This is a genomic window from Aestuariicoccus sp. MJ-SS9, assembly GCF_032586235.1.
In the GTDB taxonomy this organism is placed as follows: domain Bacteria; phylum Pseudomonadota; class Alphaproteobacteria; order Rhodobacterales; family Rhodobacteraceae; genus Aestuariicoccus.
This window is the reverse complement of the sequence record NZ_JAWHTD010000017.1, coordinates 40,737-65,485: the sequence shown is the minus strand read 5'-3', so window position 1 is coordinate 65,485 and position 24,749 is coordinate 40,737. Positions and strand designations below refer to the sequence as shown.

Below are 24,749 nucleotides of genomic sequence, written 5' to 3'. Positions count from 1 at the left end.
CCCCCCTCGCGGTTCAGTTCCAGTCGTCCAGACGATAGGCCACGCCGCTGCCCTGTGGAAGCGGCAGTCGCCGCAGCACCGCAAGGCGCGCGGCGCGGCGGCCCTCCAGCCGTGCCTCGGCGCGCATCTCGAACCAGTCCGAACCCACCGCGAAACGGTCCATGTCGAGCGCGGCCAGCGCCTCGTCGTCCATGAGCCCGCCCAGGGCCTCGGCAAAGGCATCGACCGAGGTCAGCGGATCGCGCGAGAGCCCCGCCACCAGCGCCCCCAGGGCAGCGGTGTTGGCCGAGGGCAGAAAGGCCGCCAGCACCGCCGCGGGCGCGGTGTTGACGTTGAGCCGCACATCCCCCGGCAGCACGGTCGTCACCGCCGCCAGCCGCTCCAGATCGCCGGCCGAGAGCCCCGGCACCTCGCGCAGCTGCGCCGCCAGATAGAGTGCGCCGCCCAAAGGGTCGGTGGGCACCGCCGCGCTGGCGTAGCCCGCGCGTTGCGCCGGGCCGTCCGGCGCGAGATGCGCGGCGATGGCCTCGGCGCGATGCGGCGCGATGCCGAGGCTTGCCGTGAGCCGGGCAAAGGCCTCTTGCGCCGCGATGTCGTCGGGGTTGGCGAGCCAGTTGAGGTTGAAAAGACCCTGCATGTCGCGCAGCCCCCCGGCCACCCGGCCGCGGTCGAGCGGCACGTCGTAGTCGGCCCGCGCCCAGGCCTCGCCGCGGTGATCGACCGGCCCGGCGGGGCGGTCGGCCTCGAGCAGGGTCAGCGCCAGCGCCTCGAAAGCGTCGAGATTGGCAGAGAGCTGGCTGGCCTGCGTCGCAGCCCCGGCCAGATCGCGGGTGGCGGCGCTGCGCGACAAGAGCAGCAGCGCGGCGGCCGAAAGGGCCGCCACCAGCACCAGCGCATTGACCAGGACAAAGCCGCGCTCGCCGCTCATTTCAGGCTCTCCACCATCACGATGGTGCCGAAATCGCGGGTGATCAGCGTCAGCTCGACCGCCTGCGGCACGGCGTCGGAATAGCTTTCCGGCGCGGCGCTGCTGCGGTCGCTGTCGGTGGCCGGGGCATCGGTGCGGCGGGGCTGGCCTGCGGGCGGGCGCAGGCCCGGCACCCAGCCCGCCCCGGGCCAGTGGCTGCGCCAGCTCAGCGCCGCGATGCCGTCCAGCACCGGTACGGCGGGGCTTTTCTGGGCCGGGCTGGCGGGGGTCAGCGTCGGCCAGACCCGGCGCGTCAGCGCGCCGTCCGAGAGCCGCCATTCCACCCGCCCGATGCGCGCGCCGGGCAGGCCGCCGCGCGACAGGGCAAAGCCCGCGCCGTCCTCGGCCATGGCCGAGCGCGGCGGCGCGCCGCCCGGCGGGAAGAAGAGCATCGGCAGCGCGCCGCTCAGATCCTGGCGCAGAAGCGCCGTGGCCAGCGCCAGATCGGTGGCCGCCTCGGCGCGGGAGGCCAGCGCGTCGCGCATCCTCAGGCTGCCGGTCAGCGCCTGCAGGCCCATGACCGCGATCAGCGCAAAGACCGCCATGGCGGCCACCAGCTCGATCAGCGTCAGGCCCCGGTCGCGCCTCATGGTCCCCTCCTCGGCAGGTAGGTCACCAGAAAGGCCCCAGGGCCTTCGTCCGAGCGCACGGTGATGGCGGCGCGCAGCAGCCCGCCGACGGTGGCGCTGCGGTCGACCTCGATCACAAAGCGCTGCCCGCCCATCTCGACCGCGCCCGGCAGGGCCCCGCCGCCGGGGCCGTAAAGGCGCAGCTCTTCGGCGCGGTTTTCCGCGACGATGCGGGCCAGGATGCGCGGCGTGGCACCCGAGATCACCTGCCGCGACTGGTCGGTCACGCGTACCGCCGCCAGCGACCCGATCGCCAGCACCGCCACCGCGACCACCAGCTCGAGCAGCGTCAGCCCCCGGTCGCCCCTCAGCCGTCGCATGTCAGCCCCGTCCAGCCGTCGGTCGCGCAGCGCCCGCCGCCCGCGAAGATCACCGCAAAGGCGGTGCTGCGCCCGTCGGGCTGAAACACCACCTGCGGCGCGCCGTCCGCCCCGCCCCGGTCGATCTGCACCGGCCCCTCAAAGCCGATGGCGGGGCCTGGCGCGGCCCAGCCGCCGTCGCGCCAGAGCGTCACCTGCATCTGCCGCGCGCCCAGCCGCAGCCCGCGCCGGTCGCGCCCGGCAATGGCCAGCGCGCGCTGGCTGGCATAGGCCGTCTGGAACCGCGCCATGTCGCTTGCGCCGGCCCCGGGCGCAGGCCGCAGCGCCAGCATCGCGCCTGCGCTCAGCACCGCCAGGATCGCCGTGGCGATCAGCACCTCGATCAGGGTGAAGCCCGCGGATGCGGCTCTGTTGTGGCCCTTGGGGTCTAATTCGTCATCCATGAGCCGATGTCCGCATCCGCCCCGGACCCGTCCGGGGCGGCGTCGGCGCCATAGGTGAAGATGTCGAAATCGCCATGCACGCCGGGGGACAGATATTGATAGGGCTGGCCCCAGGGATCGGTGGGCAGCCGGTCGATATAGCCGTTGGCGGCCCAGTTTTGCGCCTCGGGCGGGGCCGAGGGCGGGCTGACCAGCGCGGCCAGCCCCTGTTCGGTGGTGGGATAGCGGAAATTGTCCAGCCGGTAGAGCTGCACCGCGCTGGCGATGGCGGCGATGTCCGATTGCGCGCGCGCCGCGCGGGCCTGGTCGGGCCGGTCGATGACGCGCGGCACGATGACAAGCGCTAGGATCGACAGGATTACCACCACGACCATCAGTTCGAGCAGGCTGAAGCCTGCGTCCCGGGGCGGGGTCGCGGGCTGGGGCCTTGCGGGCGGGGTCATGGGCATGGGGCGAAATCCTCGGGCTTTTCGGCATGATAGGCAGGGGTGCGCGCGCTTGTCCATTGCCTGCCGGACCGCGCGGGCCTAAGCCTGCGCCATGTCGCCCCAGACCGCCTTCGATCTCTTCGTGCTGCTGGCGGCCCCGGCGGTGGGGTCGTTCCTGGCGCTGCTGGCCGACCGCGTGCCGCGGGGCGAGCCGGTGGGTATGGCGCGCTCGGCCTGCCGGGGCTGCGGGCGGGCGCTGAGCCCGCGCGATCTGGTGCCGGTGCTGTCCTTCGCCGCCGCGCGCGGGCGCTGCCGGCATTGCGGCGCGGCGATCCCGCCCTGGCTGCTTTACACCGAGATCGCCGCCACCTGGCTGGCGGTGCTGGCGGTGATCGCCGGGACGGGCCTGGGCCAGACCGGGCTGATCGCGCTGATCCTCTGGACGCTGCTGGGGCTGGTGGCGACGGATCTGCTGTGGTTCCGCCTGCCGGATGTCTTCACCATCGCGCTCCTCGCGCTGGCGCTGGTCTGGGCCGCGCTCTGGGGGCATGGCGCGCCTCTGGCGCTGGTGGGCGCGGGGCTGGGCGCGGGGGCGTTCTGTCTGATCCGTCTGGGCTACCGCGCCTTGCGCGGTCGCGAGGGGCTGGGGCTGGGCGACGTCAAGCTGATGGCCGGTCTGGGCGCGCTGGCGGGCCCTTGGGATCTGCCGCTGACGGTGCTGCTGGCGGCCTCGGCCGCGCTGGCGGTAGCGGCGCTCCAGCGGCTGGGCCGGGCCGATGCGCTGGACGGCGCGCGCGCCCTGCCCTTCGGTGCGGCGCTGGCCGGAGCGGGGGGCGCGCTCTGGCTGGCGGCGATGTGACCCGCCCTCTCGCACAGCGGCGAAAAGCGCGCTAGGCTGATCGCGCTATGCGCCCTTTATTGTGTTCACCTGTCCTTTCCGAAAGCGCCCCGTATGACCCTCTCCGCCCTCCTTCGCCTGGCCCTGGCCGCCGCTCTGATTCTGCCCCTGGCCGCGCGCGCGCAGGAGAGCGCCGAGGCCACCGCGGTGCCCTCCGAGACCGCTGACCCCCCGCAGAACGCGCCCCTTCCCGAGATGTCCGAGATCGAGGCCGCCTGGGCCGAGGGCGACTTTGCCTTCGTGCGCGAGAACCTGCGCCGCCATGCCGAGGAAATCGGCACCGCGCTGGCGCAATACCGCTATGGCCGGGTGCTGATCGAGGGCAAGGGCGGCCCCGCCGACCCGCAGGGCGCGGTGACCTGGCTGCAGCGCGCGGTGGATCAGAACAGCACCGCCGCCGCCACGCTGCTGGCGCGCATCTATCTGAGCGACGTCCCGGGCGTGCCGCGCGATGCGGGCCGCGCGGTGGGGCTTCTGTCGCGCTCGGCGGCGCGCGGCGAGCGCGAGGCGCAATATGTCCTGGCGCGGCTCTATACGGCGGGCGACGGCGTGGCGGCGGATCCGGAGGCGGCCTTCAACTGGTATCTCGCGGCGGGCGAACAGGGCCATCTGGCCGCGCAGATGGCCCTGGCACGGGCCTATATGGAGGGCACCGGCACCGCGCCCGACCCCGGCCAGGCGCTACACTGGCTGATCGAAGCCGCCTCGAGCGGCCATGTCGAGGCGCAATACATCCTGGGCCGGGCCTATGAGCTAGGCCGGGGAGTGACGCCAAACCCCGCCGAGGCCACCGCCTGGTACGCCCGCGCCGCTGAGGCCGGGCTGCCGCTGGCGCAGCGCATCCTGGGGATGCGGCTGCTCGATGGTACGGGCATTGAGGCCGATCCCGCCCTGGGCCTGCGCTGGCTGACCCGCGCCGCGGATGCGGGCGATCCGGGGGCGATGCACAATCTTGGGCGGCTCTATGCCACCGGCACCGGGGTCGCGCCCGACGACGCCCGCGCCGCACTCTGGTACATGCGCGCTGCCGATTCCGATCTGCCCCGCGCCAAGACCGCGCTGGCGCGCTTCCTCGAGACCGGCCGGGGGCTGGCGGTGGACAGCGACCGCGCGATCCGGCTCTACCGCGAGGCGGCCGAGGCCGGCGACACCGCCGCCGCCCGGCGGCTGGGCCAGCTGGCGGGCGAAGGCGCGCTTGAGGGGGTGATCGCGCCGCAGCGCATCGTGCCTTGGGCGGTACTGGCCGCGCAGGCGGGCGACGCGGGCCCCGAGACCTGGCTCGAGACGCAGGCCGAGGCCGGGCTGGTGCTGGCGCAATCGGCGCTCGGCCAGCTCTGGCGCGACGATCCCGACCGGCAGGACCGCGCGGTGGCCTATCTGCGTGCCGCCGCCGAGGCCGGGCAGGCCGACGCACAGGCAGCGCTCGGCACGCTTTACGCCACCGGCGGGGCCGGGCTGGCGCAGGATTACGTGACCGCCCACAGCTGGCTGAACCTCGCCGCCGCGGGCGGCTCGGCCAGCGGCATGGAAACCCGCGAGACGATCGCGGGGCTAATGACGCCCGAACAGATCGCCGAGGCGCAGGCCCGCGCCCGCGCCTTCAGCGGCGGGCCGCAGCCCCCCGGCACCGTGCAGACAGTGACGGAGACCGAATGATGCGCGCCTGCCTCGCCCTGATCGCCGCGCTCTGCCTGCTGGCCCCCGCCCTGCCCGCGCAGAACACCCCCCTGCCCGCGCTTGAGGCCGCCGCCGAGGCGGGCGATACCGCCGCGCAGCTCGATCTGGCCGCGCGCTATCACGAGGGACGCGGGGTGGTGCAGAACTTTGCCCGGGCCGCGGCGCTTTACGCGCAGGCGGCCGAGGCCGGGAACGCTGCGGCGCAGAACCGGCTGGGGCAATATTACCACGAGGGACTGGGCGTGGCGCGGGACGCGGCCGCGGCGCGGCGCTGGCTCGGGGCCGCCGCCGCGCAGGGCGATCCGCAGCATGTCCACGATCTGGCCGCGGTGCTGGAGGCCGGGGGCGATCCCGCCGACCTGCCGCGCGCCGCCGCGCTTTATGCCCAGGCCGCCGAGGCCGGGCATGTGGACGCGGCGGTCAGCCTGGGGGTGATGTATCAGAACGGCACAGGCGTGGCGCAGGATTACGAACGCGCCCGCGCGCTTTACGAAGGCCCCGCCGCCGCCGGGCATGCGCGCGCGCAGAACAACCTCGGCCTGCTTTATGTGCGCGGCCACGGCGTGGCGCAGGATTACGAACGCGCCGCCCAGCTTTTCGCCGCCGCCGCCGACCAGGGGCTGGCGCGGGCGATCAGCAATCTCGGGGTGATGTACGAAAACGGCTTCGGCGTCGCCCAGAACGACGAGGCCGCCGCGCGGCTTTACCGTCTGGGCGGGCAGGCCGGCGGCGGGCAGGCGCAGGGCGCGCTGCCGCCGGCGGTCTACGACGCCCGGCTGGCCGCGCCGGTGGCCGATGCGGCGCTGCAAACCGCCGCGCGGCTTGGCGATCCGGTGGCGGCCTTCCAGATGGGCTATCTCATCGCCACGGCTGAGAACGCCACACCCGCGCAATGGCGCCAGGCGGCCGATCTCTTCCGGCGCGGCGCCGAGGCGGGTCATGCCGCCGCCATGGCCAATCTGGGGCTGGCGCATATCCACGGGCGCGGCGTGGTGCAGGATTACGTCGCCGGGCAGATGTGGCTGATTCTCGCCGGCACCGCCGGGCTGGCCGAGGCCCCGGCGCTGGCGGCGGCGGCGCGGGCGCGCATGACCACCGGCCAGATCAACGCCGCCCAGGCCGAAGCGGACGCCCGCTGGACCGCGAAACACACGCAATAAGTGTATTACGTCGCAGTTTTTAAGAAAAACTTCTTTTAAGAGAAATCATCCTGTATGCTGTCGTCCACGATGTCCGGTCCGGTTCGGCCCCGAAGACAAAGTCATTTTCAACAAATCCCATGGAGATCGGATGCGTTCTTTTGTGAAATCCTGCTCTTTCGCCGCCGCGGCGGCCCTGTTCGCCGCCTCCGCCGCCTGGGCGGCCGATCCGGCGCAGCAGCACAATTCCAACGCCGTCTGGTTCGAGAACTGGGTAGGACTGTCGAACGCCACGATGGTGGTGTCCTCGCCCAACGGCAAGGTGACCCAGATTTTCGCCGTCTCCGGCACCCCGGTCTTCGAACTGGACCGGCGCGAGGCCATCGACGGCGTCTACCGCTACGAGCTGAGCGCGGCGACCGAAGAGAAGGCCCAGATCATCAACGCGATGGACAACGGCCGCGGCGAGGCCGCGCGCGACACCGCCGCCAAGCCGTTCTACGTGACCGGCCATTTCGTCGTGGAACGCGGCGCGATCGTCAAACCCAAAGAGATCAAGGAAGAAGATGGCTGAGCCCGCGCAGTCGCCATATGACATATCAGTCAAGGAGACATTTCTCATGAAACGTATTTCTCTTCTGCTCGGCCGCCGCACCGTGCTCGGTGCGGCGTTGGTGTGCAGCGCCGGGCTGGCGCAGGCCGACCAGGTGTTTCTGGACGATGTAATCGTCGACGGCTCGCTCTGCGTGGGCTTCGACTGCGTCAACGGCGAAAGCTTCGGCTTCGACACGCTACGGCTGAAGGAAAACAACCTGCGCATCAAGGCGCAGGACACTTCGTCCTCGGCCAGCTTCCCGACCAACGACTGGCGGATCACCTTCAACGAAACCTCCAATGGCGGACTGAACAAGTTCTCGATCGACGATATAGATGGCGGTCGTACGCCCTTTACGCTGGAGGCCGGCGCGCCGAGCCATTCGCTATACGTCGACGACGGCGGCCGGGTGGGTTTCGGCACGTCGACGCCGGTGGTCGATCTGCATGTAAAGAGCGGCAACACACCGACCCTGCGGCTTGAGCAGGATGGTAGCTCGGGCTTTACCGCCCAGACCTGGGATCTGGCGGGCAACGAGGCCAATTTCTTCCTGCGTGACGCCACCAACGGCTCGGCCCTGGTGTTCCGCGCCAAGCCCGGCGCGCCCACCAACGCCATCTCGATCGACAGCGATGGCGATGTCGGCATGGGCCTCCAGACCGCCGCCGCTCCGCTGCATATCAAGCGGTCGAGCGGCGGGTTCCTGGGCATGATCGAGCTCGAGAACAACGGCGCAATGGCGCTGATCATGGACAACAACGACGCCAGCAACCCGGTGGAATGGCGCATGGGCCAAATCCCCGGCAACACCGATCTGGTGCTGGTGTCACCGGACGGCCCGGGCGACGAATTCAAGCTCAGCACCAGCGGCAACCTGACGATCACCGGCAACTTTATCTCGGGCACGACCACGCTGAACGTGCCGGATTACGTCTTTGCCGCGGATTACGACCTGCGTCCGCTGTCCGAGGTACGCGCCTTCATCGACGCCAATAGCCACCTGCCGGATGTGCCCTCAGCCGCCCAAGTGGCTGAAACCGGCCTCAACATGAGCGAAATGCAGATGACGCTCCTGCGAAAGATCGAAGAGCTGACGCTCTACACGCTCGAGCAGGAAGAGCGCATCGGCAGCCTGACCAGCGAGCTGGAGCGCCTGGCGAACTGACCGGCCCCGCACCGGACCCACGACAGGCCGCGCATCCGAAGATGCGCGGCCTTTTTTTTGGGCCCAACAGGGAGTATGACGAAGGTCCATGCAGGCAGAAAGAAAGACCTCGCCGCCTTGTCCGCCTCCGAGTCCAACCCCTACGCGCAATTGCCGCCCCGCCAGTTTTGGCGCAGCGCCGTGGCCGAACCCGGGCCGTTGGGTCTGCGCGATCTGCACCGCCCAGCCTTCCGCATCTCGCCGCGCGACCACATCATCACCGCCGGATCCTGCTTTGCCCAGAGGCTCAGCCAGGCGCTGCTGCGGCGCGGCTATGCCTGGCTGGATGCCGAACCGGCCCCGCCGATGATGCGCCCCGAAACGGCGCGGCGTTACAATTACGGTGTATTCTCGACCCGCACCGGCAATATCTACACGGTGGCGCTGCTGCGGCAGTGGCTGGAATGGGCCTTTGCCCCCAGGACCGCCAATCCCGAGATCTGGCAGGACGCCGACGGTCGGCTACGCGATCCTCTGCGCCCGGCGATCGAGCCCGAAGGCTTCGAGACGCCCGCAGCGCTGCAGACTGCCCGGGCGCGTACCTTCGCCGCGCTGCGTCGCGCGGTACGCAAGGCCGATGTTTTCATCTTCACCTTGGGGCTAACCGAACTCTGGTACAATCGCGACAGCGGCATGGGCTACCCGATGTGCCCGGGCACCCAGGGCGGGCGCTTCGACCCGGAACGCCACGCTATGAAGAACCTCTTCTGTGACAGCATCCTGCGCGATTTCGAGGCGGTCCTGGCGCTGCTGGAAAAGGTCAATCCCGGGCTCAAGCTGATCCTGACGGTGTCGCCGGTGCCACTCACCGCCACCGCCGCGCCCGATTGCCACGCGCTGGTAGCCAACACCTACACCAAGTCCACCCTGCGCGCGGTAGCCGGAGAGGCCGCCCGCCGCTGGCCGCAGGTGGATTATTTTCCTAGCTACGAGATGATCGCCACACCGCCGATGCGGGGGATGTTCTACACGCCGAACCTGCGCAACATCGCGCCCGAGGGGGTCGAGTTCGTCATGAAGGCCTTTTTCGACTGCTATACCGGGTCGGCGGAGGGCGATGCGGCCGGCGACGGCGGCGCCTCCGCGCTGCGCCTGGCAGAGGCCGGAGATGAGCTGGTCTGCGACGAGATGATCCTGGATTTCTACAATGCCCGCTGATGTGCCCGCCGAGCTGTTCCTGATCGGCGATTCCAACGTCATCGCGATCGCCCAGGCGGCCGACGACCGCGGCCTACCCTGGTGGGGCGGCCCGCTGGCCGCGGGCCGCATGCTGGAAGAGCCGTTCTGGTGCATCGAGGGGCGGCGCTTCGTCTATACCGCCGAGGGCGCGGGACCGATCCGCGCACGGTTCGAGGATCTGCTGGTCTTCGACGGGCCGGTGCTTACGACGCTGGGGTTCAATTCGCACCGCTTTACCGAGGATTTCGCGCGCTACGCGCGCGCGCAGGACCTGCCGGCCACGCCCGAGGCGCTGTCGCGCGCCGCCTTTGCCGACACCGTGCGCGATGCCCGCCGGGTTGCGCTCGAGTTCTACCGCATGCTGGGCGAGCACGGACGCGAGGTCTGGTTCACCTGTTCGCCGCAGCGTACGGCGCTGGGGCTCTACCCGCTGCTGCACGCTTTCGAGGAGGTGCTGATCCCCGAAGTGGCAGCCACCGGCGCGCGGTTCATCGACACCCGCGACGCGGTCATGGACGGCGCCAGCCCGCGCCCGGAATACGCCAACCCACACGATGCGATGCATGCCAGCCCCGCACTCGGCGCGCTGGTGCTGGACCGGCTGGCGGCGCGGCGCGCCGGCAGGACCGCGCCGGTCTGAGCCGGCCCGAGCCGCGCACGGCAGACGGTTGCGCACGGACGAAAACATCTTATAGTACGGCTTTGCCGGGCGATTTCCCGCCTGGCGAGACAAGGCCCCGACCATGCTGCCGACATCTGCACCGTCGCTTCCCGGCCTGGGCTGGGCGGCTGAAAGACAGGCCCTCAACCTGCTCGGCTACAGCGCGCCGCTGCCGCTGGCAGAGCCCGACCGCGCCCGCACCGTACACGCGCACAACACCGGCCTGCCGGCCTATTCGCGCAACCCCCATGTCAGCTCGGACAAGGTGCGCCGCATGCTGCGCGACCCCGCCCCGACGACGGCGGTGGCGGCGCTCTGCGGCGACGGCTTCCGGCTCTGGCGTAGCGCCTTCTTCGCCAAGTCCGAAGGCAGTCGCGAAATCGGCTGGCACCACGACAAGCATTTCAACGACGGCGACGAGGACATCGGGCTGGACGAACTGGGCGGGCATTACTCGATCCTGTTCGGGCTGACCGACATCACCCAGACCACCGGCCAGCTCGAGATGCTGCCCGGCTCCCATCGCCCGGTGGCGGGGCTGGAGCGCGACACCCGGCCGTACCACCTGCGCCCGCGCGAGGCGCATATCCTGACCGATCTGTCCGACGACGTGTTGGCGATGCGCCGCCCGGTGCCGATCCCGGCGGGCTGTTTCGTGGTCTTCCATTCCGCCATTCTGCACCGCAGCCTGCCCCATACCAGCGGTGGCGACCGGCTGGGCCTGGCGATCCGCCTGGCGAAGCCGGACCGCGCCATCCCGGCCAAACTGGCCAAACCCCAGGACATCATGCCCTTTCCGCCCCCGGCATGAGCACAGCGGGCACCTGGCTGATCACCGGCGCCACGCGCGGCATCGGGCTGGCGGTGACGGCCGCGCATCTGGCGCGCGGCGGCAGCGCCATCGCCACCCACCGCGCAGCACCCGGCGCGGCGCTCGACGCGCTGGCCGAGCGCCACGGCGGCCGGCTGCGGCTGCTGGCCTGGGATCTGCGCCAGCCGCTGTCCGCCACCGCCGCCGAAGCCGTCTGCGACGGCCCCCTGGAGGTGCTGTTCGGCAACGCCGCCATCTACGGCCCGCGCGGGCTCAGCTTTCCCGGAGGGCCCGATTACGACGGGCTGAAAGACGCCTTCGACGTCAACGCCCTGGGCGTGATCCGCATGGTCGAGGCCTTTGTGCCGCATATGGAGGGGGCCGCCAATCCGCGCATCGTGGCCGTCACCAGCCTGATGGGCACCGCCGCCAAGGCCGGGCCGAAAGGGCTGGGCTACCGGATATCGAAAGCGGCGCTGAACATGGCGATGCAGGTCATCGCCGCCGAGCTGCAGGGCCGGCACATCGCCACCGCCTGCCTGCGCCCGGGCCATGTGCGCACCGATATGGGCGGCCCGAACGGGGCCATCGCGCCCGAAGAGAGCGCCGCCGCCCTGCTGGCGGTGACCGACGCGCTGAGCTACCGCCCCGCGCCGCAATTCCTCGACCTGACCGGCGAACCGCTGGCCTGGTAACGCGCCGCGCCGCGCCTGGACGGCAACCGGCCGATCCGGCCCGAGGACGTCGCCCCGGCGCAACGCTCATGCATCCCGAGCGCCTTCGAGGAAGCGCTTGAGTTGCAGGCGGCGGCTGGCGATACTCTCTTTGCAAGTCCCTTTTGACCTATCGGTTTCACACCAGCGGAAAGACGCAGCATGTCTTCGATCGTCACCCCCCCGTTTCAGAAACGGTTCTTTCTCGCCATGCTCATCGTCGGGGTGCTGGCCTATCTCTTCTGGACCGGATCGCGCTATCCGGCGCTTAATGAAAAGGCGATGATGTCGGGCGCGATCCAGCTCGAGGACGCGCTGAGCTTCGAGGCCAGGTTCCCGATCGACCCCGACATGGGGCTGGTGGAACGCATCTTCTGGTCGACGCTGAACTGGATCAACACCAACAAGAAAGGCATGACCTTCGGCGTGCTCTTTGCCGCCGCCTTCCTGACCGCCGCCGGCTACCTGCGCCGCAAGAGCTTTGAGGGCAGTTTTTCCAATTCTTTCCTGGGGCTTGTCATCGGCACGCCGCTGGGGGTCTGCGTCAATTGCGCCGCCCCCATCGCGCGCGGGATGTACACCTCGGGCCTGCGCGCCGAAACCACGCTGTCGGCGATGATCGCCTCGCCCACGCTGAACGTGGTGGTGCTGACGATGCTCTTCTCGCTTTTGCCGGTCTACATGGCGGTGCTGAAGATCGCGCTCAGCCTGGTGATCATCCTGCTGGCGGTGCCGCTGATCGCGCGGGTGCTGCCGCGCACCGAGATCGAGCCGGAAAAGCGCATCCAGACACCCTGGAGCGGGGCCGAACTGGCCGCGGGCCAACCCGCCGCGGAAGGGCTGCATGTGGCGGTCTGGGAGGTCGCAAGGGCCTATGCCGCGAACCTGTGGTACATCTTCAAGATGACCGTGCCGCTGATGATCCTGGCGGGGTTCCTGGGCACGGTGGCGGCGGTGCTGCTGCCCGCCGACGCGGTGCTGGGCATGGAATTCGCGCTCTGGCTGCTGCTGGCGGTGGCGCTGGTGGGGCTGTTCCTGCCGGTGCCCATCGGGTTCGATGTGGTGATGGCGGGCGCGCTCCTGGCGGCGGGGATGACGCAGGGCTATGTCATGGCGCTCTTGTTCACGCTGGGCAGCTTCTCGGTCTATTCCTTCTTCATCGTGGCCCAGTCCGTGGGCCGGCGCGCGGCCTGGCTGTTGGCGGGGGCGGTGTTCGTGGCCGGCGTGGGCGGCGGCTGGGGCGCGCAGGCCTGGCACGATTACCAATCCGACCGCGCGCTGAAGCTGCTGCTGGGCGAGGCCCCGGCCCCGCGCCTGCCCTGGGCGGCCGAGGCCGCGGGCGCGCCGGGCTGGCAGGTGACCAGCGACGACGCCGCGCGCATCTCGATCGCCGCCACGCCGTTCAGGCCGCGCACCGGCGCGGGCGGGTTCACCCGGATGGAGGCCTGGCAGGCCGGTATCGACAAGCCGGTGGAGTTTTCCATGGACGACATGTGGCCGCCCTTCTGGGAGGGGCGCAGCCTGGCGTCGAGCGATATCGACAACGACGGCGACATGGATCTGGCCATCGCCTCGACCGAGGCGGGGCTTTACCTTTACGCCAATGACGGCAGCGGCGGGTTCGCCCGGATCGAGGCGGATCTGGGCGCGCTGGCCGATATGCCCGTCTTCAACGCGGCGCTGGCGGATATCGACAACGACGGCTGGCGCGATCTTCTGATCGCCACCTACCGGCAGGGGATCTGGCTCTGGCGCAACCAGGGCGGCGCCTTCACCGGCGCGCCGCAGCCCGTCGCCAACCGCGACGGCGCGGTGCTGGCCATGGCGCTGAGCCTCGGCGATCCCGACCGCGACGGCGATCTGGACGTCGCCCTGGGCAACTGGACGGCGGGCTGGTACCGCCGCGTGCCGGGCGAGGAAAGCCGCAACCGCATCCTCTGGAACCAAAGCGGCGTGCTGGACGGCTCGGATTTCACCGACCTGCCAGGCATCCCGGGCGAGACCCTGTCGATCCTCTTTGCCGACATCGACCGCGACGGGGCGGCGGATCTGCTGGTGGGCAACGATTTCGAGATCCCCGATTACATCTACAGGGGCGACGGCGCGGGCGGCTTCACCGCCATCACCCATGGCGACGGCGTGGTGCCGCATGTCACCACCACCACCATGGCCATCAAGGTGGCCGATCTGATGAACGACGGCAGCCCCGAGATTTACCTGGCGCAGATCGCCGGGCGCTCTTCGGGGGTGTCGAGCAAACTCAAGATGCAGCCGCTCGAGCGCTATTGCGACAGCATCGAGGATGCCCGCGCCCGCACCACCTGCGCCACCAACATGGGCATCAAGACCTGGTACCGCTCGGGCAACAATTTCGACCCGACCTATGCGAGCGAATGCCAGAAGCTGACCGGCAGCCTGCAGGCCGAATGCAAGGGCATGCTGGTCAAGGACCTGGCGATCCAGCGCCACGATCCGGGCATCTGCGCGCTGATCCCCACGGGCCAGGACCGCGCGCACAGCTTCTGCGATCTGCATTTCCTGCCCACCCGCTCCCCCACCCCCGCCGAGGCCGATGCCGGCCTGCGCCAGGTGCTGCGCGCCAACGTCCTGCTGGAGCGCGAGGGCGAGGTCTATGCCGACACCGCCACCGACCGCGGGCTCGAGGTGGGCGGCTGGTCCTGGGACACCAAGGTGGCCGATTTCGACCAGGACGGCTGGCAGGACGTCTATATTGTCAACGGCACCTGGGTGCCGAACGAGGTCTCGCCGTCGAACATGTACTTCCGCGCCCGGGGCGACGGCACCTTTACCGAGGCCAGCGGCGAAGCGGGGCTCGAGGATTACCTGATGACGGCCGCCGCCACCGCCTTCGACATGGACGGCGACGGCGATCTCGACATGCTGACCCATCCGGTGAACGGGCCGCTGGCGCTCTTTCGCAACGACGGGGTGAGCGGCAACGCGCTTGCCATCGCGCTCGAGGACATGGCCGGCAACCGCGACGGCATCGGCGCAGTGGTGACGGTCACCGACGATCTGGGCGTGACCCGCTCGCGCGAGATCCAGCTGGGCGGCGGCTTCATGTCCTTCGACGCGCCTGTGGCGCATTTCGGCATGGGCACGGCGCGCGGGGCGCAATCGGTGACGATCCGCTGGGCCGACGGGGCTGAAACCGCGATCGCCGGCCCGCTCGAAGCGGGTGCCTCCTACCGGGTGACCCGCGCAGCCCCCTGACCCGCCGCAGTCCCCGCAGGCACCGCTACTTTTCGAGTATTTCCGCCAAGAAGAAGCCCCATCCCGTCCTGCTTCTTCTTGGCAAAAATACTCCGGGGGTGAATTGGCTGAATGGCCAAGAGGGGGCAGCGCCCCCTATTCACGGCCCGCCCCCCCCCGCGTATCGCGCGATTTGCCGCGACAGGATCCCGGGCCCCGTTGCCCCCGCGCGCCAAACCTCCTAATCCTGCGGACCAAAGCCATAAAGACCGAGCCCCTTTGCCATGACCCGACCCCTGCCCGACGTCACCCCCAACAGCTGGGAATTCCTGCGCGACGCGATGATCGCGCCCACGGGGTTCCGCGAATACGACGCGCGCTGGAAATATCCCGAAGAGATCAACCTGCCGGGCATGACCGCGCTCGGGCTGGGGCTCGGTACACAGATCCAGGCCCGCGGGCTGGAACCGGTCATCGCCGTGGGCAACGACTACCGCGACTATTCGCTGGCGATCAAACAGGCGCTGACGCTGGGCCTCATGCAGGCAGGGATCCGGGTGCGCGACATCGGCCCGGCCCTCAGCCCCATGGCCTATTTCAGCCAGTTCCACCTCGATGCCCCTGCCGTGGCGATGGTGACGGCGTCGCACAATCCCAACGGCTGGACTGGGGTCAAGATGGGCTTTGAGCGCCCGCTCACCCACGGCCCCGAGGACATGGCCGAACTGAAGAGTATCGTGCTGGAGGGGCGCGGGCAGCCCCGGCCGGGCGGCAGCTACGAGACGGTCGAGGGCGTGCGCGAAGCCTATCTCGACGATCTGGCCGGCGATTTCCGCATGAGCCGGCCGCTCAAGGTGGTGGTGGCCTGCGGCAACGGCACCGCCTCGGCCTTCGCGCCCGAGCTTCTGCGCCGCATCGGGGTCGAGGTGATCGAGCGGCATTGCAGGCTGGATTACACCTTCCCGCATTACAACCCCAACCCCGAGGCGATGGAGATGCTGCACGACATGGCCGCGGCGGTGCAGGAGACGGGGGCGGATCTGGCGCTCGGATTCGACGGCGACGGCGACCGCTGCGGCGTGGTGGATGACGAAGGAGAGGAGATTTTCGCCGACAAGGTGGGCGTGATCATGGCGCGCGACCTTTCAAAGCTCTATCCCGGATCGACCTTCGTGGCGGATGTGAAGTCCACCGGGCTTTTTGCCGCCGATCCGGTGCTGCGCGAAAACGGCGTCACGGCGGATTACTGGAAGACCGGCCACAGCCACATGAAGCGCCGGGTGCGCGACCTGGGCGCGCTGGCGGGGTTCGAGAAATCCGGGCATTACTTCCTCGCCCCGCCGGTGGGGCGAGGCTACGATTGCGGGATGCGCGTGGCGGTGGAGCTGTGCAAGCTGATGGACCGCAACCCGGAGATGTCGATGTCGGATCTGCGCCGGGCGCTGCCCAGGACCTTCTCGACCCCGACCATGTCGCCCCATGCCGCCGATACCGAAAAATACGACATCCTGGCGCGCATCGTGGCCCGGCTGGAAGAGCACAGCGAACTGGCGGGCCGCAAGATCGCCCAGACCGTGACGGTGAACGGCGCGCGGGTGGTGCTGGACAACGGCAGCTGGGGGCTGGTGCGGGCCAGCTCCAACACGCCCAACCTGGTGGTGGTCTGCGAAAGCACCGAGTCGGAGGCCGAGCTGCGCGCGATCTTCGACGATCTCGACGCGGTGATCCGCCAGGAGCCGGGCGTGGGCGATTACGACCAGACCTTCTGACCCGGCGCGGGCGTCGTTTTCTTTGCAAGAAAACGATCCGGAATTTTTCAAAAATTCCGGCCCCCGCGGCATACGTTGACACCACGGGCCGACAGGGTTTTAAGGCCCCATCGCGCATTCAGCCGCAAAGGATCCGGTTTCCATGAAAATCGCAATGATCGGTACGGGTTATGTGGGCCTCGTCTCGGGCGTCTGTTTCTCCGACTTCGGCCATGACGTGGTTTGCGTCGACAAGGATCCGCGCAAGATCGAGATGCTGGAGCGTGGCGAGGTGCCGATCTACGAGCCGGGGCTCGACACGCTCATGGCGCGCAATGTCGAGGCCGGGCGGCTGACCTTCACCATGGACCTGGCCCACGCCGTCGACGGCGCCGATGCGGTCTTCATCGCCGTGGGCACGCCGACCCGGCGCGGCGACGGCCATGCCGATCTGACCTATGTGATGGCCGCCGCCGAAGAGATCGCCCGGGCGGCCAGGGACTACGTCGTCGTGGTGACCAAATCCACCGTGCCGGTGGGCACCAACCGCAAGGTGCGCGACGTCATCGCCGCGGCCAATCCGCAGCTCGATTTCGACGTCGCCTCCAACCCAGAATTCCTGCGCGAAGGCGCGGCGATCGACGATTTCATGAAGCCCGACCGCGTGGTCGTGGGCGTGCAGTCCGACCGGGCCGCCGCGGTCATGTCCGAGATCTACCGCCCGCTCTATCTGCGCGATTTTCCGATCGTCACCACCGATCTGGAAAGCGCCGAGATGATCAAATACGCCGCCAACGCCTTTCTGGCCACCAAGATCACCTTCATCAACGAAATCGCCGCCCTGTGCGAAAAGGTCGGCGCCGACGTCAAGCAGGTGTCCAAGGGCATGGGCATGGACAACCGCATCGGCAACAAGTTCCTGCATGCCGGCCCCGGCTACGGCGGATCGTGTTTTCCCAAGGATACCAAGGCCCTGGCCCGGATCGGCCAGGAACACGCCTGCCCGATGCAGATCACCGAGGCGGTGATCAAGGTCAACGAGGAGGTCAAGCGCCGGATGATCGACAAGCTGCGCGACCTCTGCGGCGGCAGCTTCAACGGCAAGCGCATCGGCGTGCTGGGGGTGACCTTCAAGCCCAACACCGACGACATGCGCGACGCGCCCAGCCTGACCATCGTACCCGCGCTGGTGGGCAGCGGCGCGCAGATCGCGGTGACCGATCCGCAGGGCCGCCATGAGGGCGAGGCGCTTCTGCCCGGCGTCACCTGGGAGCACGATGCCTATGCCGCCGCGACCGGCGCCGACCTCTTGGTCATCCTGACCGAGTGGAACGAGTTCCGCGCTCTCGACCTGGAGCGCGTGGCCACCGCGATGAACACGCCGCACATGGCGGATCTGCGCAACATCTATTCGGCCGAGGTGGCCGCGGCCGCCGGCTTTGTCGCCTATGACAGCATCGGGCGCCAGGGCCACCCGGTTCAAGGCATCTGATGCCGCAGACCTCCGCGTCCGGGACCGGGGCACCGGTCTTTGTGGTCATGGCGGTCTACCGCCCGGACCCCGACCATCTGCGCGCGCAGATGGTCTCTCTGGCGGCGCAGAGCCATGCGCCGCGCCGGGTGCTGGCGGTGATCGCCGACACGGTGTCGGGCGATCTGGTCACCGAAACCGCCGCCGACATCGGCCTCGATCTGGCGCTGGTGGAAACCGGGATGGAGCTCGACGCGGTGCGCGCCTTCGAGGCGGGCATCGCCGAGGCGGTGACACGCGCCGAGGCGCTGGCGGCAGACGGCGGGCCTGAGCCGCTGATCGCGCTTTGCGACCAGGACGACATCTGGCATCCCGACCGGCTGGCGCGCGGCGTGGCGGCACTGGCGGAGGGTCTGGCCCAGCTGGTGCATTCGGATGCGCGGCTGGTGGGGCCGGACGGCACGACCGAGCTGCAGCGCTCGATGTTCAGGTTCGAGCGGCGGCAGCGCAGGCCGGGGCTGCGCGGGCTGCTCTACCGCAACAACATCACCGGCATGACCTTGCTGATGCGGCTGCGCGTGGCGCAGCTGGCGCTGCCCTTTCCGCAGCAATCGGGGGTGCATTTCTATCACGACCTCTGGCTGGGGCTGATCGCGGCGGCGACCGGCGGCGTGCGCCTGATCGACGCGCCGCTGGTGGATTACCGCCAGCACGGGGCCAACACCATCGGCGCGGTCGACCGCCAGGGCGGCTGGCTGCGCAGCGGCGGCGGCCGCCGTCTGCCCGATGCGATGTGGCTGCGGCGGGAATCGGCAGCTTACGGGCTGGCGCGCTACCTGGCGCAGTCGCTGCAGAACCGGATGGCCGATGCGGTGGCCGACGGGCGGCTGGCCCATGGCGTGGCCCGCACCGCGCCGCTGCGCCCCTATCTGCGCCGCACCCGGGGCATGGGCACGCATCTGGCCGATGCGGCCCGGCTGCTGCTGACCGGCCATGCCGGGCTGGCGCGGATCGCCGCGGGTTTCGGCGTGGTCAGCCTGGGCCGCACCGTCTGGACCCTGCGCAACGCGCTGAGCGAGGGCATGGCCAGCGCCATCGAGGCCTTCGACACAAGGCTCTATTCGCTCTCGCCCGGGGTGGCGCCGCGCCTGCCCCAGAGCCACGAGGACAATGGCCCGCGCCGCAAGCCGAAGCCCTGGGAGGATCTGGCCGACCGGCGCAAGACCCCGCGCTGGACCCCGGCCTTCAGCGCCCCGGCCCCGGCACTGACCGTTCTGGTGCCGACGCTGAACCCCTCCGAGATCTTCGCCGGCATCGTCACCGCGCTCGACATCGGGCTGGGGCTGGCGGCACGCGGGCTCGACGTGCGCTTTGTGGCCACCGATCTGCCGGTCTCTTCGCCCGGGGCCTCGCGCAGCTTTCTGCTGCGCCGGCTGGGCCCGGGCGCGGCCCAGGCCGCGCCGCGCGTGTCGCTGCATTGCGGTGTGTCCGAGACCGAGATCCCCGCCCACCCGGGCGACCGGTTCCTGGCCACCGCCTGGTGGACTGCGCATCTGGCCGACGGGCTGATCCGCGATCACGGATTCGATCAGCAGCGGTTCCTCTACCTGATCCAGGATTTCGAGCCCAATTTCTACGCCTGGGGGCCGGAATTCGCCGATGCCATGGCCAGCTACGGCTTCGAGTTCGATCCCTTGTTCAACACCACGCTGCTGCGCGATTATTTCGCCCAGCAGGGCTTTGGCTTTGCCGGCCGCGACGCGCCCGCCTTTCACCCGGCCATCGACATCGGCCGCTATGCGGGTCAGACCCGCAGCGCCGCCAGCCCCCGGCGGCTGGCGCTTTACGGCCGCCCCGAGGTGCCGCGCAACATGTACGCCACCGCCATCGAGGCGCTGGCCCGCTTTGCCGAGACCGAAAAGCTGGGGCCGGGCGACATCGAGCTGGTTTCCATCGGGCTCGCCCATGCGCCGGTCGCCCTGCCCGGGGGGCTGGTGCTGCAATCGCTGGGCAAGCTGCCGTGGGAGGAATATCCCGGATACCTGGCCGGGACCGACCTGGGGCTGTCGCTGATGTTCTCGCCCCATCCCAGCCATCCGCCGCTGGAGATGGCCGCCTCGGGCGTGCGGGTGGTCACCAACACCTTCGGGCCCAAGGACCTGGGCGCGCTCAGCCCCGCTATCGACAGCGTGGCGCCCACAGCGCCCGAGCTGGCCGAGGCGCTGTCGCGGGCCTGGCGCACGGCGGAGCCGGTGAGCGACGCCGCCCGCCGGATCGACCTGACCGAGCTCGGCCAGCCGATCGAGACGCTGATCGACGATCTGGCGTGCCGGCTGACCCCGGCGCTGAAAAAGGTGCAAACGTAACCCATGACGCGGCGGATCATACTGCATATCGGCTCGCCAAAATGCGGCTCAACCTATCTGCAGCAGGCGCTTCTGCAAAGCGCCGGCGCATTGCGGGCGGCGGGGATCCATTATCCGCATGACGGCGGCGGCCACCCCGGCAACGCCGCCGATCTCGCCGATCTGACCCGCCCCCGGCTCGAGACGTGGTTCGGTGACGGCATCCATACGGTGATCCTGAGCCACGAAGACCTTTACGGCGGGCCGCGCCGCGGGGACGCGCTGGCCCGGCTGGTGCGCGAGGACGACACCCAGGTGCAGCTCATCGCCTTCCTACGACCGTTCTCGGAATTCATATTCGGCGATTACTCGCAGTTCATGAAGCAGTATTTCTACCGCTATCTGGAAACCCGCAATCCCTATGACGGGCGCAGCTTTACCGAATTCGCCGAACGCCGGGTGGAAACGCTGAAGCCGGCGACGTTCCTGAGCAACTGGGACAAGCGCTTTCCCGATCCGGGGTTGATCCTGGACAGCCACCGCAATATCCGGCTGGTGTTGGAACGGCTTCTGGGGACCGGCGGGCCGATCGACTGGGAGGTGCCGCGCAGCCAAACCAACCCGTCGCTCAGGATGGCCGATTGCGACGCCATCGCCGCAGCGATGCGCGACCCCACCATTCCCGACAACCAGATCCGCGCCATGTTCCAAGAGGCCTTCCACCACACCGCCGATCCCGATCCGGGCAAGAGCGCCGAGCGCGTGGCCTGGCTGGAGGAGATCTTCGAGCCAAAGAACGCCGCGCTGATGCGCCGCTTCGGCTTCGACAACCGCGTGGCCCCACGGGCCACAGCCCCGCAATGACCCGGCACATCCTTCTGCATGTTGGATCGCCGAAATGCGGCTCGACCTATCTGCAACGCTGCCTGATCCAGAGTGCCGATGCGCTGCGCGAGGCAGGACTGCATTACCCGCATGACGGCAAGGGTCATCCCGGCAACGCCGCAGCCCTCGCCGATCTGGATGCACCCGCGCTCGAGGCGCTATTCCCCGCAGACGTGCACACGACGATCCTCAGCCACGAGGACCTACTGTTTCTGCCCCGGCGCGGCGCGGCTCTGGCGCGGCTGGCGCCCGAGGCCGGGATCGCCGTGTGCGTTCTGGTCTTTCTACGGCCGTTTTCGGAAATCCTCTACGGCTCCTATTCGCAGCACATGAAGCAGCATTTCGAACGCTTCCTGGCCACGCGCCGCGCCTATGACGGGCAAAGCTTCGAAGACTTCTGCACCGCCCGCGCGCGCCAGTTCGCACCGCTGCGCGGGCTGCGGGGCTGGGCGGAGACCTTCGGGCGCGACGCGCTGACCATCGCCGGCCACCGCGACCTGCGGCCTGTGGTCGAAGGCCTGCTACCCGGCGCGCCCATCGACTGGACGCTGCCACATTACCTGGGCAACCCGTCGCTGCGCATCGCCGATTGCGCTGCGCTGGCGCGCGCCATCGCCGACCCTGCGCGCGATGCGGATGACCTGCGCACCGAGTTCAAGGCCATCCACCACCTGACCCGCGAGCCCGATCCCGGCCGCACGCCCGAGCGCACCGCCTGGCTGGAGAGCCTGATGGAAGAGGCCAACGCCGGGATCCTCGATGCCTTCGGCTACGACAACCGGGCGGCGGAATAGACCGGGCCTGCCGGTTGCGGCCCGGATGCATGGCGACGGCCGAATTTGGCCCGAGGGGGTGGAACAACCGATCCGGTTTCTGCAACGCTGCGGGTCTCCGGGTCGAAGCCCCGAACGTGCGCAAGGAGCCGCGACGCATGATCGCCTATGTCACAGTCGGCGCAGATGATATCGCGCGCGCCATGCGGTTTTACTCCGCGTTTCTGCCGGCCCTCGGCTACACGCTAAGGGAGGGGCCCGAGGGGCTGAGCTACGCGCTGCCCGTCCCGCCGGGCCAGGCGCCCGTGCTTCCCGATTTCTACGTCAAGCCGACCTTCGACGGACGTCCCGCCTCGGCCGGCAACGGCTGCATGGTCGCCTTCGAGGCGCGCAATCAAAGCCAGGTCCGCGCGCTGCATGCCGCGGCCCTCGCCGCGGGCGGGTCCGACGAAGGCCAGCCGGGCTTTCGCGCGTCCTACGGGCCACACTTCTACATCGGCTACCTGCGCGACCCCCAGGGTAACAAGATCGCGCTTTTCTCCAGCGATGCGGACGATCCCGGGCGAGACGGGTAACGCGAGGGACACGGGCGGCCAGCGCCCTTCGCCGCCCCGACGAACGAGCACTGCGTCTTGGGCTAGACCACGCCGCCCGGTTTGGCCGCCTTCATCAGTTCCTGGTGATGCGCGATGCCCTCTTCGGGGTCCTTGTAGTAGTAAAGCTGCCCGCCCTCGAGCACGCAGGCGTGGTGGCAGAGCCGCCGCACCTGTCCCAGCGCATGGGTCACCATGATCGCCGCGCTGCCGGTCAGCCGCTCAGTCAGAATCGCCTCGGATTTGCGCTTGAACGAGGCGTCGCCCACCGCGCCGATCTCGTCGGCAAGATAGGTGTCGAAGGGGATTCCCATCGACACCCCCAGCGCCAGCCGCGATTTCATGCCCGAGGAATAGCTGCGGATGGGCAGGTAGAAGTGATCCCCCAGCTCTGCGAAATGACGCACGAAATCGGTCAGCTCGTCGCTGTCCACGCCGTAGACGCGGGCGATGAAGCGGGTGTTCTGCAGCCCCGTGAGCTCGGGGTGGAACGAGCCGGCGAAGCCGATCGGCCAGGACACACTGCCCTCGGTGACGACCTCGCCGCTGTCTGGCTCCATAGAGCCCGACAGGATCTTCAGCAGGCTGGACTTGCCCGCCCCGTTGCGCCCCAGGATCGCCACTGCCGTGCGCGGCGGAAACACCGCCGAGACGCGGTCGGCAACCACTTTGCGGTTGCCGTTCAGAATGAAGGTCTTGGAGACGTTGCGCAGCTCGATCATCGCCGGTCTCTCGTTGCCGCCGCCACCGCGCTCAGCGCCGGTCGCGCAGCGAATAATAGATCATCGCGCCGATGGCCCAGAGGATCAGCAGGAACACCCCCGACACCGGCACGATCACGCCGCGCTGCGGATATTCCGGGGTCTCGGCCCGGGTCGGGTTGATATAGGAGGCCAGGTAGCGCGATTGCCGCTGCGCCTCGGCCAGGGCGGATTCGTAGGCGGTGCGCGCCGACAGGCTGGCGCTTTCGGCGAATTCCAGATCGACGATCAGCCCCTCGTATTCCTCCAGCAGGCGCGAAAAGGCCTGGGCGCCGCCGCCCGAACCCTCTTCGGCGTCGCGGGCGAACTGGTCGCGTTCGGCGGCGATCTGCTTGCGGATCGCCTCGATGCGGCTGCGCAGGCGCTCGACCTGCAGGCCGTTGGGATCGACGCCCTCGTCCAGGAGGCTCTGCAATTCGATCAGTGCCTGGGCCAGGGATTGCTGCAGGGCATTGACCACGCCCATCTGGCCCTGGATGTCGGCCGAGGGGTCGATGATGCCGGTGCGGTTGCGAAAGGCCGTCAGCGCCTGGCGCGCGGCGCGCAGCCGCTCCTGGCTGCGCATCAGTTCTTCCTCGGCATAGCGCGTGGCGTCAGCGCGCGCGATGGCCGAGAGCTCGTTGATCATGGCGCTGGAATTGGCAAAGATCGCGGTGGCGATGGAATGGGCGTCGTCGGGATCAAAGGCCAGCACCCGCACCTCGATCAGCCCGCCGGAGCGATCGTAGAACACCTTGACCATGCGCTGCCAGTAATCGGCCAGCGCCTCGATCCTTGTGTCCTCGCCCAGGGTGAAGACCGGATCGCCGTCGCGGCGGTAGATCGCCGGCAGGTCCAGTTCGCGGGCGATGGCGCGCACCATCTGCTGGGACTGGATGAATTCGTAAAGAATGTCGGTGTCCGACGAGCTGGATCCCGACAGCTCGGTGATCCCGCCCAGCAGCTCGACCGCCGAACTGACCTCTTCGGTACGCACCGAAAAACCGACATGGCTGGCGTATTGGTCGCGGGCGACGGCGTACATATAGAAGGCCACCACCACCAGCGGCAGGAGGACGAACAGGCCGAAGGTCGCCAGCAGCAGCCAGTGACGCCGCCTGGGGCGCGCCGGCGTGGCGGCGGGCAGCACCTTGACCGAGGCCACCTGCTTTTTGCCCGGCCCGTTTCCCTTTGCCGGGCCGGACGGTTTCGCCGGGGCGGAGGCCGCCTGTGCTGCCTGGTTTGTGTCTTCCAAATCCGGTCTCTTTGCCTATGATGCGGCGCCTGTGATACGGCTTGCACGCCTTGACGGGGTTG

The 24,749-nt window shown here is 69.3% G+C and carries 23 protein-coding genes; 16 read left to right on the top strand and 7 right to left on the bottom strand.

The genetic code is table 11. From position 1 onward, the window contains the following. Nucleotides 1-13 precede the first annotated feature (13 nt). The 5 genes from gspK to gspG are packed head-to-tail and all read right to left on the bottom strand — an operon-like array spanning nucleotide 14 to nucleotide 2,808. On the bottom strand, nucleotides 14-928 hold the full coding sequence (gspK, locus tag RXV88_RS12960) for a type II secretion system minor pseudopilin GspK (protein WP_316293486.1): 915 nt from the start codon (nucleotides 926-928) through the stop codon (nucleotides 14-16). Beyond that, a complete protein-coding gene (locus RXV88_RS12955) occupies nucleotides 925-1,557 on the bottom strand; it encodes a type II secretion system protein GspJ (RefSeq protein WP_316293485.1) in 633 nt (210 codons plus the stop codon). Before RXV88_RS12955 ends, gspK begins: the two co-directional genes overlap by 4 nt. Continuing rightward, nucleotides 1,554-1,916 carry a type II secretion system minor pseudopilin GspI gene (gene gspI, locus RXV88_RS12950; protein ID WP_316293483.1) on the bottom strand — a complete coding sequence of 121 codons (363 nt, stop codon included), beginning with the start codon at nucleotides 1,914-1,916 and terminating at the stop codon, nucleotides 1,554-1,556. The genes RXV88_RS12955 and gspI overlap by 4 nt, the downstream gene beginning before the upstream one ends. Then, the gene (locus RXV88_RS12945) at nucleotides 1,904-2,359 is read right to left on the bottom strand and encodes a prepilin-type N-terminal cleavage/methylation domain-containing protein (RefSeq protein ID WP_316293482.1); all 456 of its coding nucleotides are present in this window, start codon (nucleotides 2,357-2,359) and stop codon (nucleotides 1,904-1,906) included. The genes gspI and RXV88_RS12945 overlap by 13 nt, the downstream gene beginning before the upstream one ends. Further along, nucleotides 2,344-2,808, bottom strand: coding sequence for a type II secretion system major pseudopilin GspG (gene gspG, locus RXV88_RS12940; RefSeq protein WP_410468826.1), 465 nt, complete (start codon nucleotides 2,806-2,808; stop codon nucleotides 2,344-2,346). The genes RXV88_RS12945 and gspG overlap by 16 nt, the downstream gene beginning before the upstream one ends. 91 nt (nucleotides 2,809-2,899) lie before the next feature. Between gspG and RXV88_RS12935 the strand changes: the two genes are divergently transcribed. The 16 genes from RXV88_RS12935 (at nucleotide 2,900) to RXV88_RS12860 (ending at nucleotide 22,674) form a co-directional block, all read left to right on the top strand. Then, a complete protein-coding gene (locus RXV88_RS12935; RefSeq protein WP_316293480.1) occupies nucleotides 2,900-3,646 on the top strand; it encodes a prepilin peptidase in 747 nt (248 codons plus the stop codon). Nucleotides 3,647-3,739: 93 nt separating this feature from the next. Then, on the top strand, nucleotides 3,740-5,341 hold the full coding sequence (locus RXV88_RS12930) for an SEL1-like repeat protein (protein ID WP_316293479.1): 1,602 nt from the start codon (nucleotides 3,740-3,742) through the stop codon (nucleotides 5,339-5,341). Beyond that, entirely contained in the window at nucleotides 5,338-6,522 is a 1,185-nt protein-coding gene (locus tag RXV88_RS12925; RefSeq protein WP_316293478.1) for a tetratricopeptide repeat protein, read from the top strand. Before RXV88_RS12930 ends, RXV88_RS12925 begins: the two co-directional genes overlap by 4 nt. A gap of 130 nt (nucleotides 6,523-6,652) precedes the next feature. After that, nucleotides 6,653-7,075 carry a hypothetical protein gene (locus RXV88_RS12920; protein ID WP_316293477.1) on the top strand — a complete coding sequence of 141 codons (423 nt, stop codon included), beginning with the start codon at nucleotides 6,653-6,655 and terminating at the stop codon, nucleotides 7,073-7,075. Nucleotides 7,076-7,121: 46 nt separating this feature from the next. After that, nucleotides 7,122-8,261 (top strand): hypothetical protein, encoded by a 1,140-nt coding sequence (locus RXV88_RS12915; protein ID WP_316293476.1) that lies wholly within the window; start codon nucleotides 7,122-7,124, stop codon nucleotides 8,259-8,261. A gap of 117 nt (nucleotides 8,262-8,378) precedes the next feature. Then, nucleotides 8,379-9,458 (top strand): GSCFA domain-containing protein, encoded by a 1,080-nt coding sequence (locus tag RXV88_RS12910; protein WP_316293475.1) that lies wholly within the window; start codon nucleotides 8,379-8,381, stop codon nucleotides 9,456-9,458. Continuing rightward, nucleotides 9,448-10,119, top strand: coding sequence for a hypothetical protein (locus tag RXV88_RS12905; protein WP_316293473.1), 672 nt, complete (start codon nucleotides 9,448-9,450; stop codon nucleotides 10,117-10,119). The genes RXV88_RS12910 and RXV88_RS12905 overlap by 11 nt, the downstream gene beginning before the upstream one ends. Nucleotides 10,120-10,222: 103 nt before the next feature. Next, nucleotides 10,223-10,951, top strand: coding sequence for a phytanoyl-CoA dioxygenase family protein (locus RXV88_RS12900; protein WP_316293472.1), 729 nt, complete (start codon nucleotides 10,223-10,225; stop codon nucleotides 10,949-10,951). Then, a complete protein-coding gene (locus tag RXV88_RS12895; RefSeq protein WP_316293471.1) occupies nucleotides 10,948-11,646 on the top strand; it encodes an SDR family NAD(P)-dependent oxidoreductase in 699 nt (232 codons plus the stop codon). Before RXV88_RS12900 ends, RXV88_RS12895 begins: the two co-directional genes overlap by 4 nt. 180 nt (nucleotides 11,647-11,826) lie before the next feature. Then, a complete protein-coding gene (locus RXV88_RS12890; protein ID WP_316293469.1) occupies nucleotides 11,827-14,898 on the top strand; it encodes an FG-GAP-like repeat-containing protein in 3,072 nt (1,023 codons plus the stop codon). Nucleotides 14,899-15,161: 263 nt separating this feature from the next. Then, nucleotides 15,162-16,646, top strand: a complete 1,485-nt coding sequence (locus tag RXV88_RS12885; RefSeq protein ID WP_316293467.1) for a phosphomannomutase/phosphoglucomutase — start codon at nucleotides 15,162-15,164, stop codon at nucleotides 16,644-16,646. A 142-nt stretch (nucleotides 16,647-16,788) separates the two neighbouring features. After that, on the top strand, nucleotides 16,789-18,117 hold the full coding sequence (locus RXV88_RS12880) for a UDP-glucose/GDP-mannose dehydrogenase family protein (RefSeq protein WP_316293465.1): 1,329 nt from the start codon (nucleotides 16,789-16,791) through the stop codon (nucleotides 18,115-18,117). After that, the gene (locus RXV88_RS12875; RefSeq protein ID WP_316293463.1) at nucleotides 18,117-20,462 is read left to right on the top strand and encodes a glycosyl transferase family 1; all 2,346 of its coding nucleotides are present in this window, start codon (nucleotides 18,117-18,119) and stop codon (nucleotides 20,460-20,462) included. The genes RXV88_RS12880 and RXV88_RS12875 overlap by 1 nt, the downstream gene beginning before the upstream one ends. Nucleotides 20,463-20,465: 3 nt before the next feature. After that, the gene (locus tag RXV88_RS12870; RefSeq protein ID WP_316293462.1) at nucleotides 20,466-21,305 is read left to right on the top strand and encodes a hypothetical protein; all 840 of its coding nucleotides are present in this window, start codon (nucleotides 20,466-20,468) and stop codon (nucleotides 21,303-21,305) included. Beyond that, nucleotides 21,302-22,120, top strand: a complete 819-nt coding sequence (locus tag RXV88_RS12865) for a hypothetical protein (protein WP_316293460.1) — start codon at nucleotides 21,302-21,304, stop codon at nucleotides 22,118-22,120. Before RXV88_RS12870 ends, RXV88_RS12865 begins: the two co-directional genes overlap by 4 nt. A 137-nt stretch (nucleotides 22,121-22,257) precedes the next feature. Then, on the top strand, nucleotides 22,258-22,674 hold the full coding sequence (locus RXV88_RS12860) for a VOC family protein (RefSeq protein ID WP_316293458.1): 417 nt from the start codon (nucleotides 22,258-22,260) through the stop codon (nucleotides 22,672-22,674). A 62-nt stretch (nucleotides 22,675-22,736) separates the two neighbouring features. Here RXV88_RS12860 and RXV88_RS12855 read toward each other — a convergent pair whose 3' ends face one another. Further along, nucleotides 22,737-23,414: an ABC transporter ATP-binding protein gene (locus RXV88_RS12855; RefSeq protein WP_316293457.1), complete on the bottom strand. Its 678-nt coding sequence runs from the start codon at nucleotides 23,412-23,414 to the stop codon at nucleotides 22,737-22,739. Between the two features lie 31 nt (nucleotides 23,415-23,445). Next, entirely contained in the window at nucleotides 23,446-24,687 is a 1,242-nt protein-coding gene (locus tag RXV88_RS12850) for a sugar transporter (protein WP_316293455.1), read from the bottom strand. Between the last annotated feature and the right edge of the window lie 62 nt (nucleotides 24,688-24,749).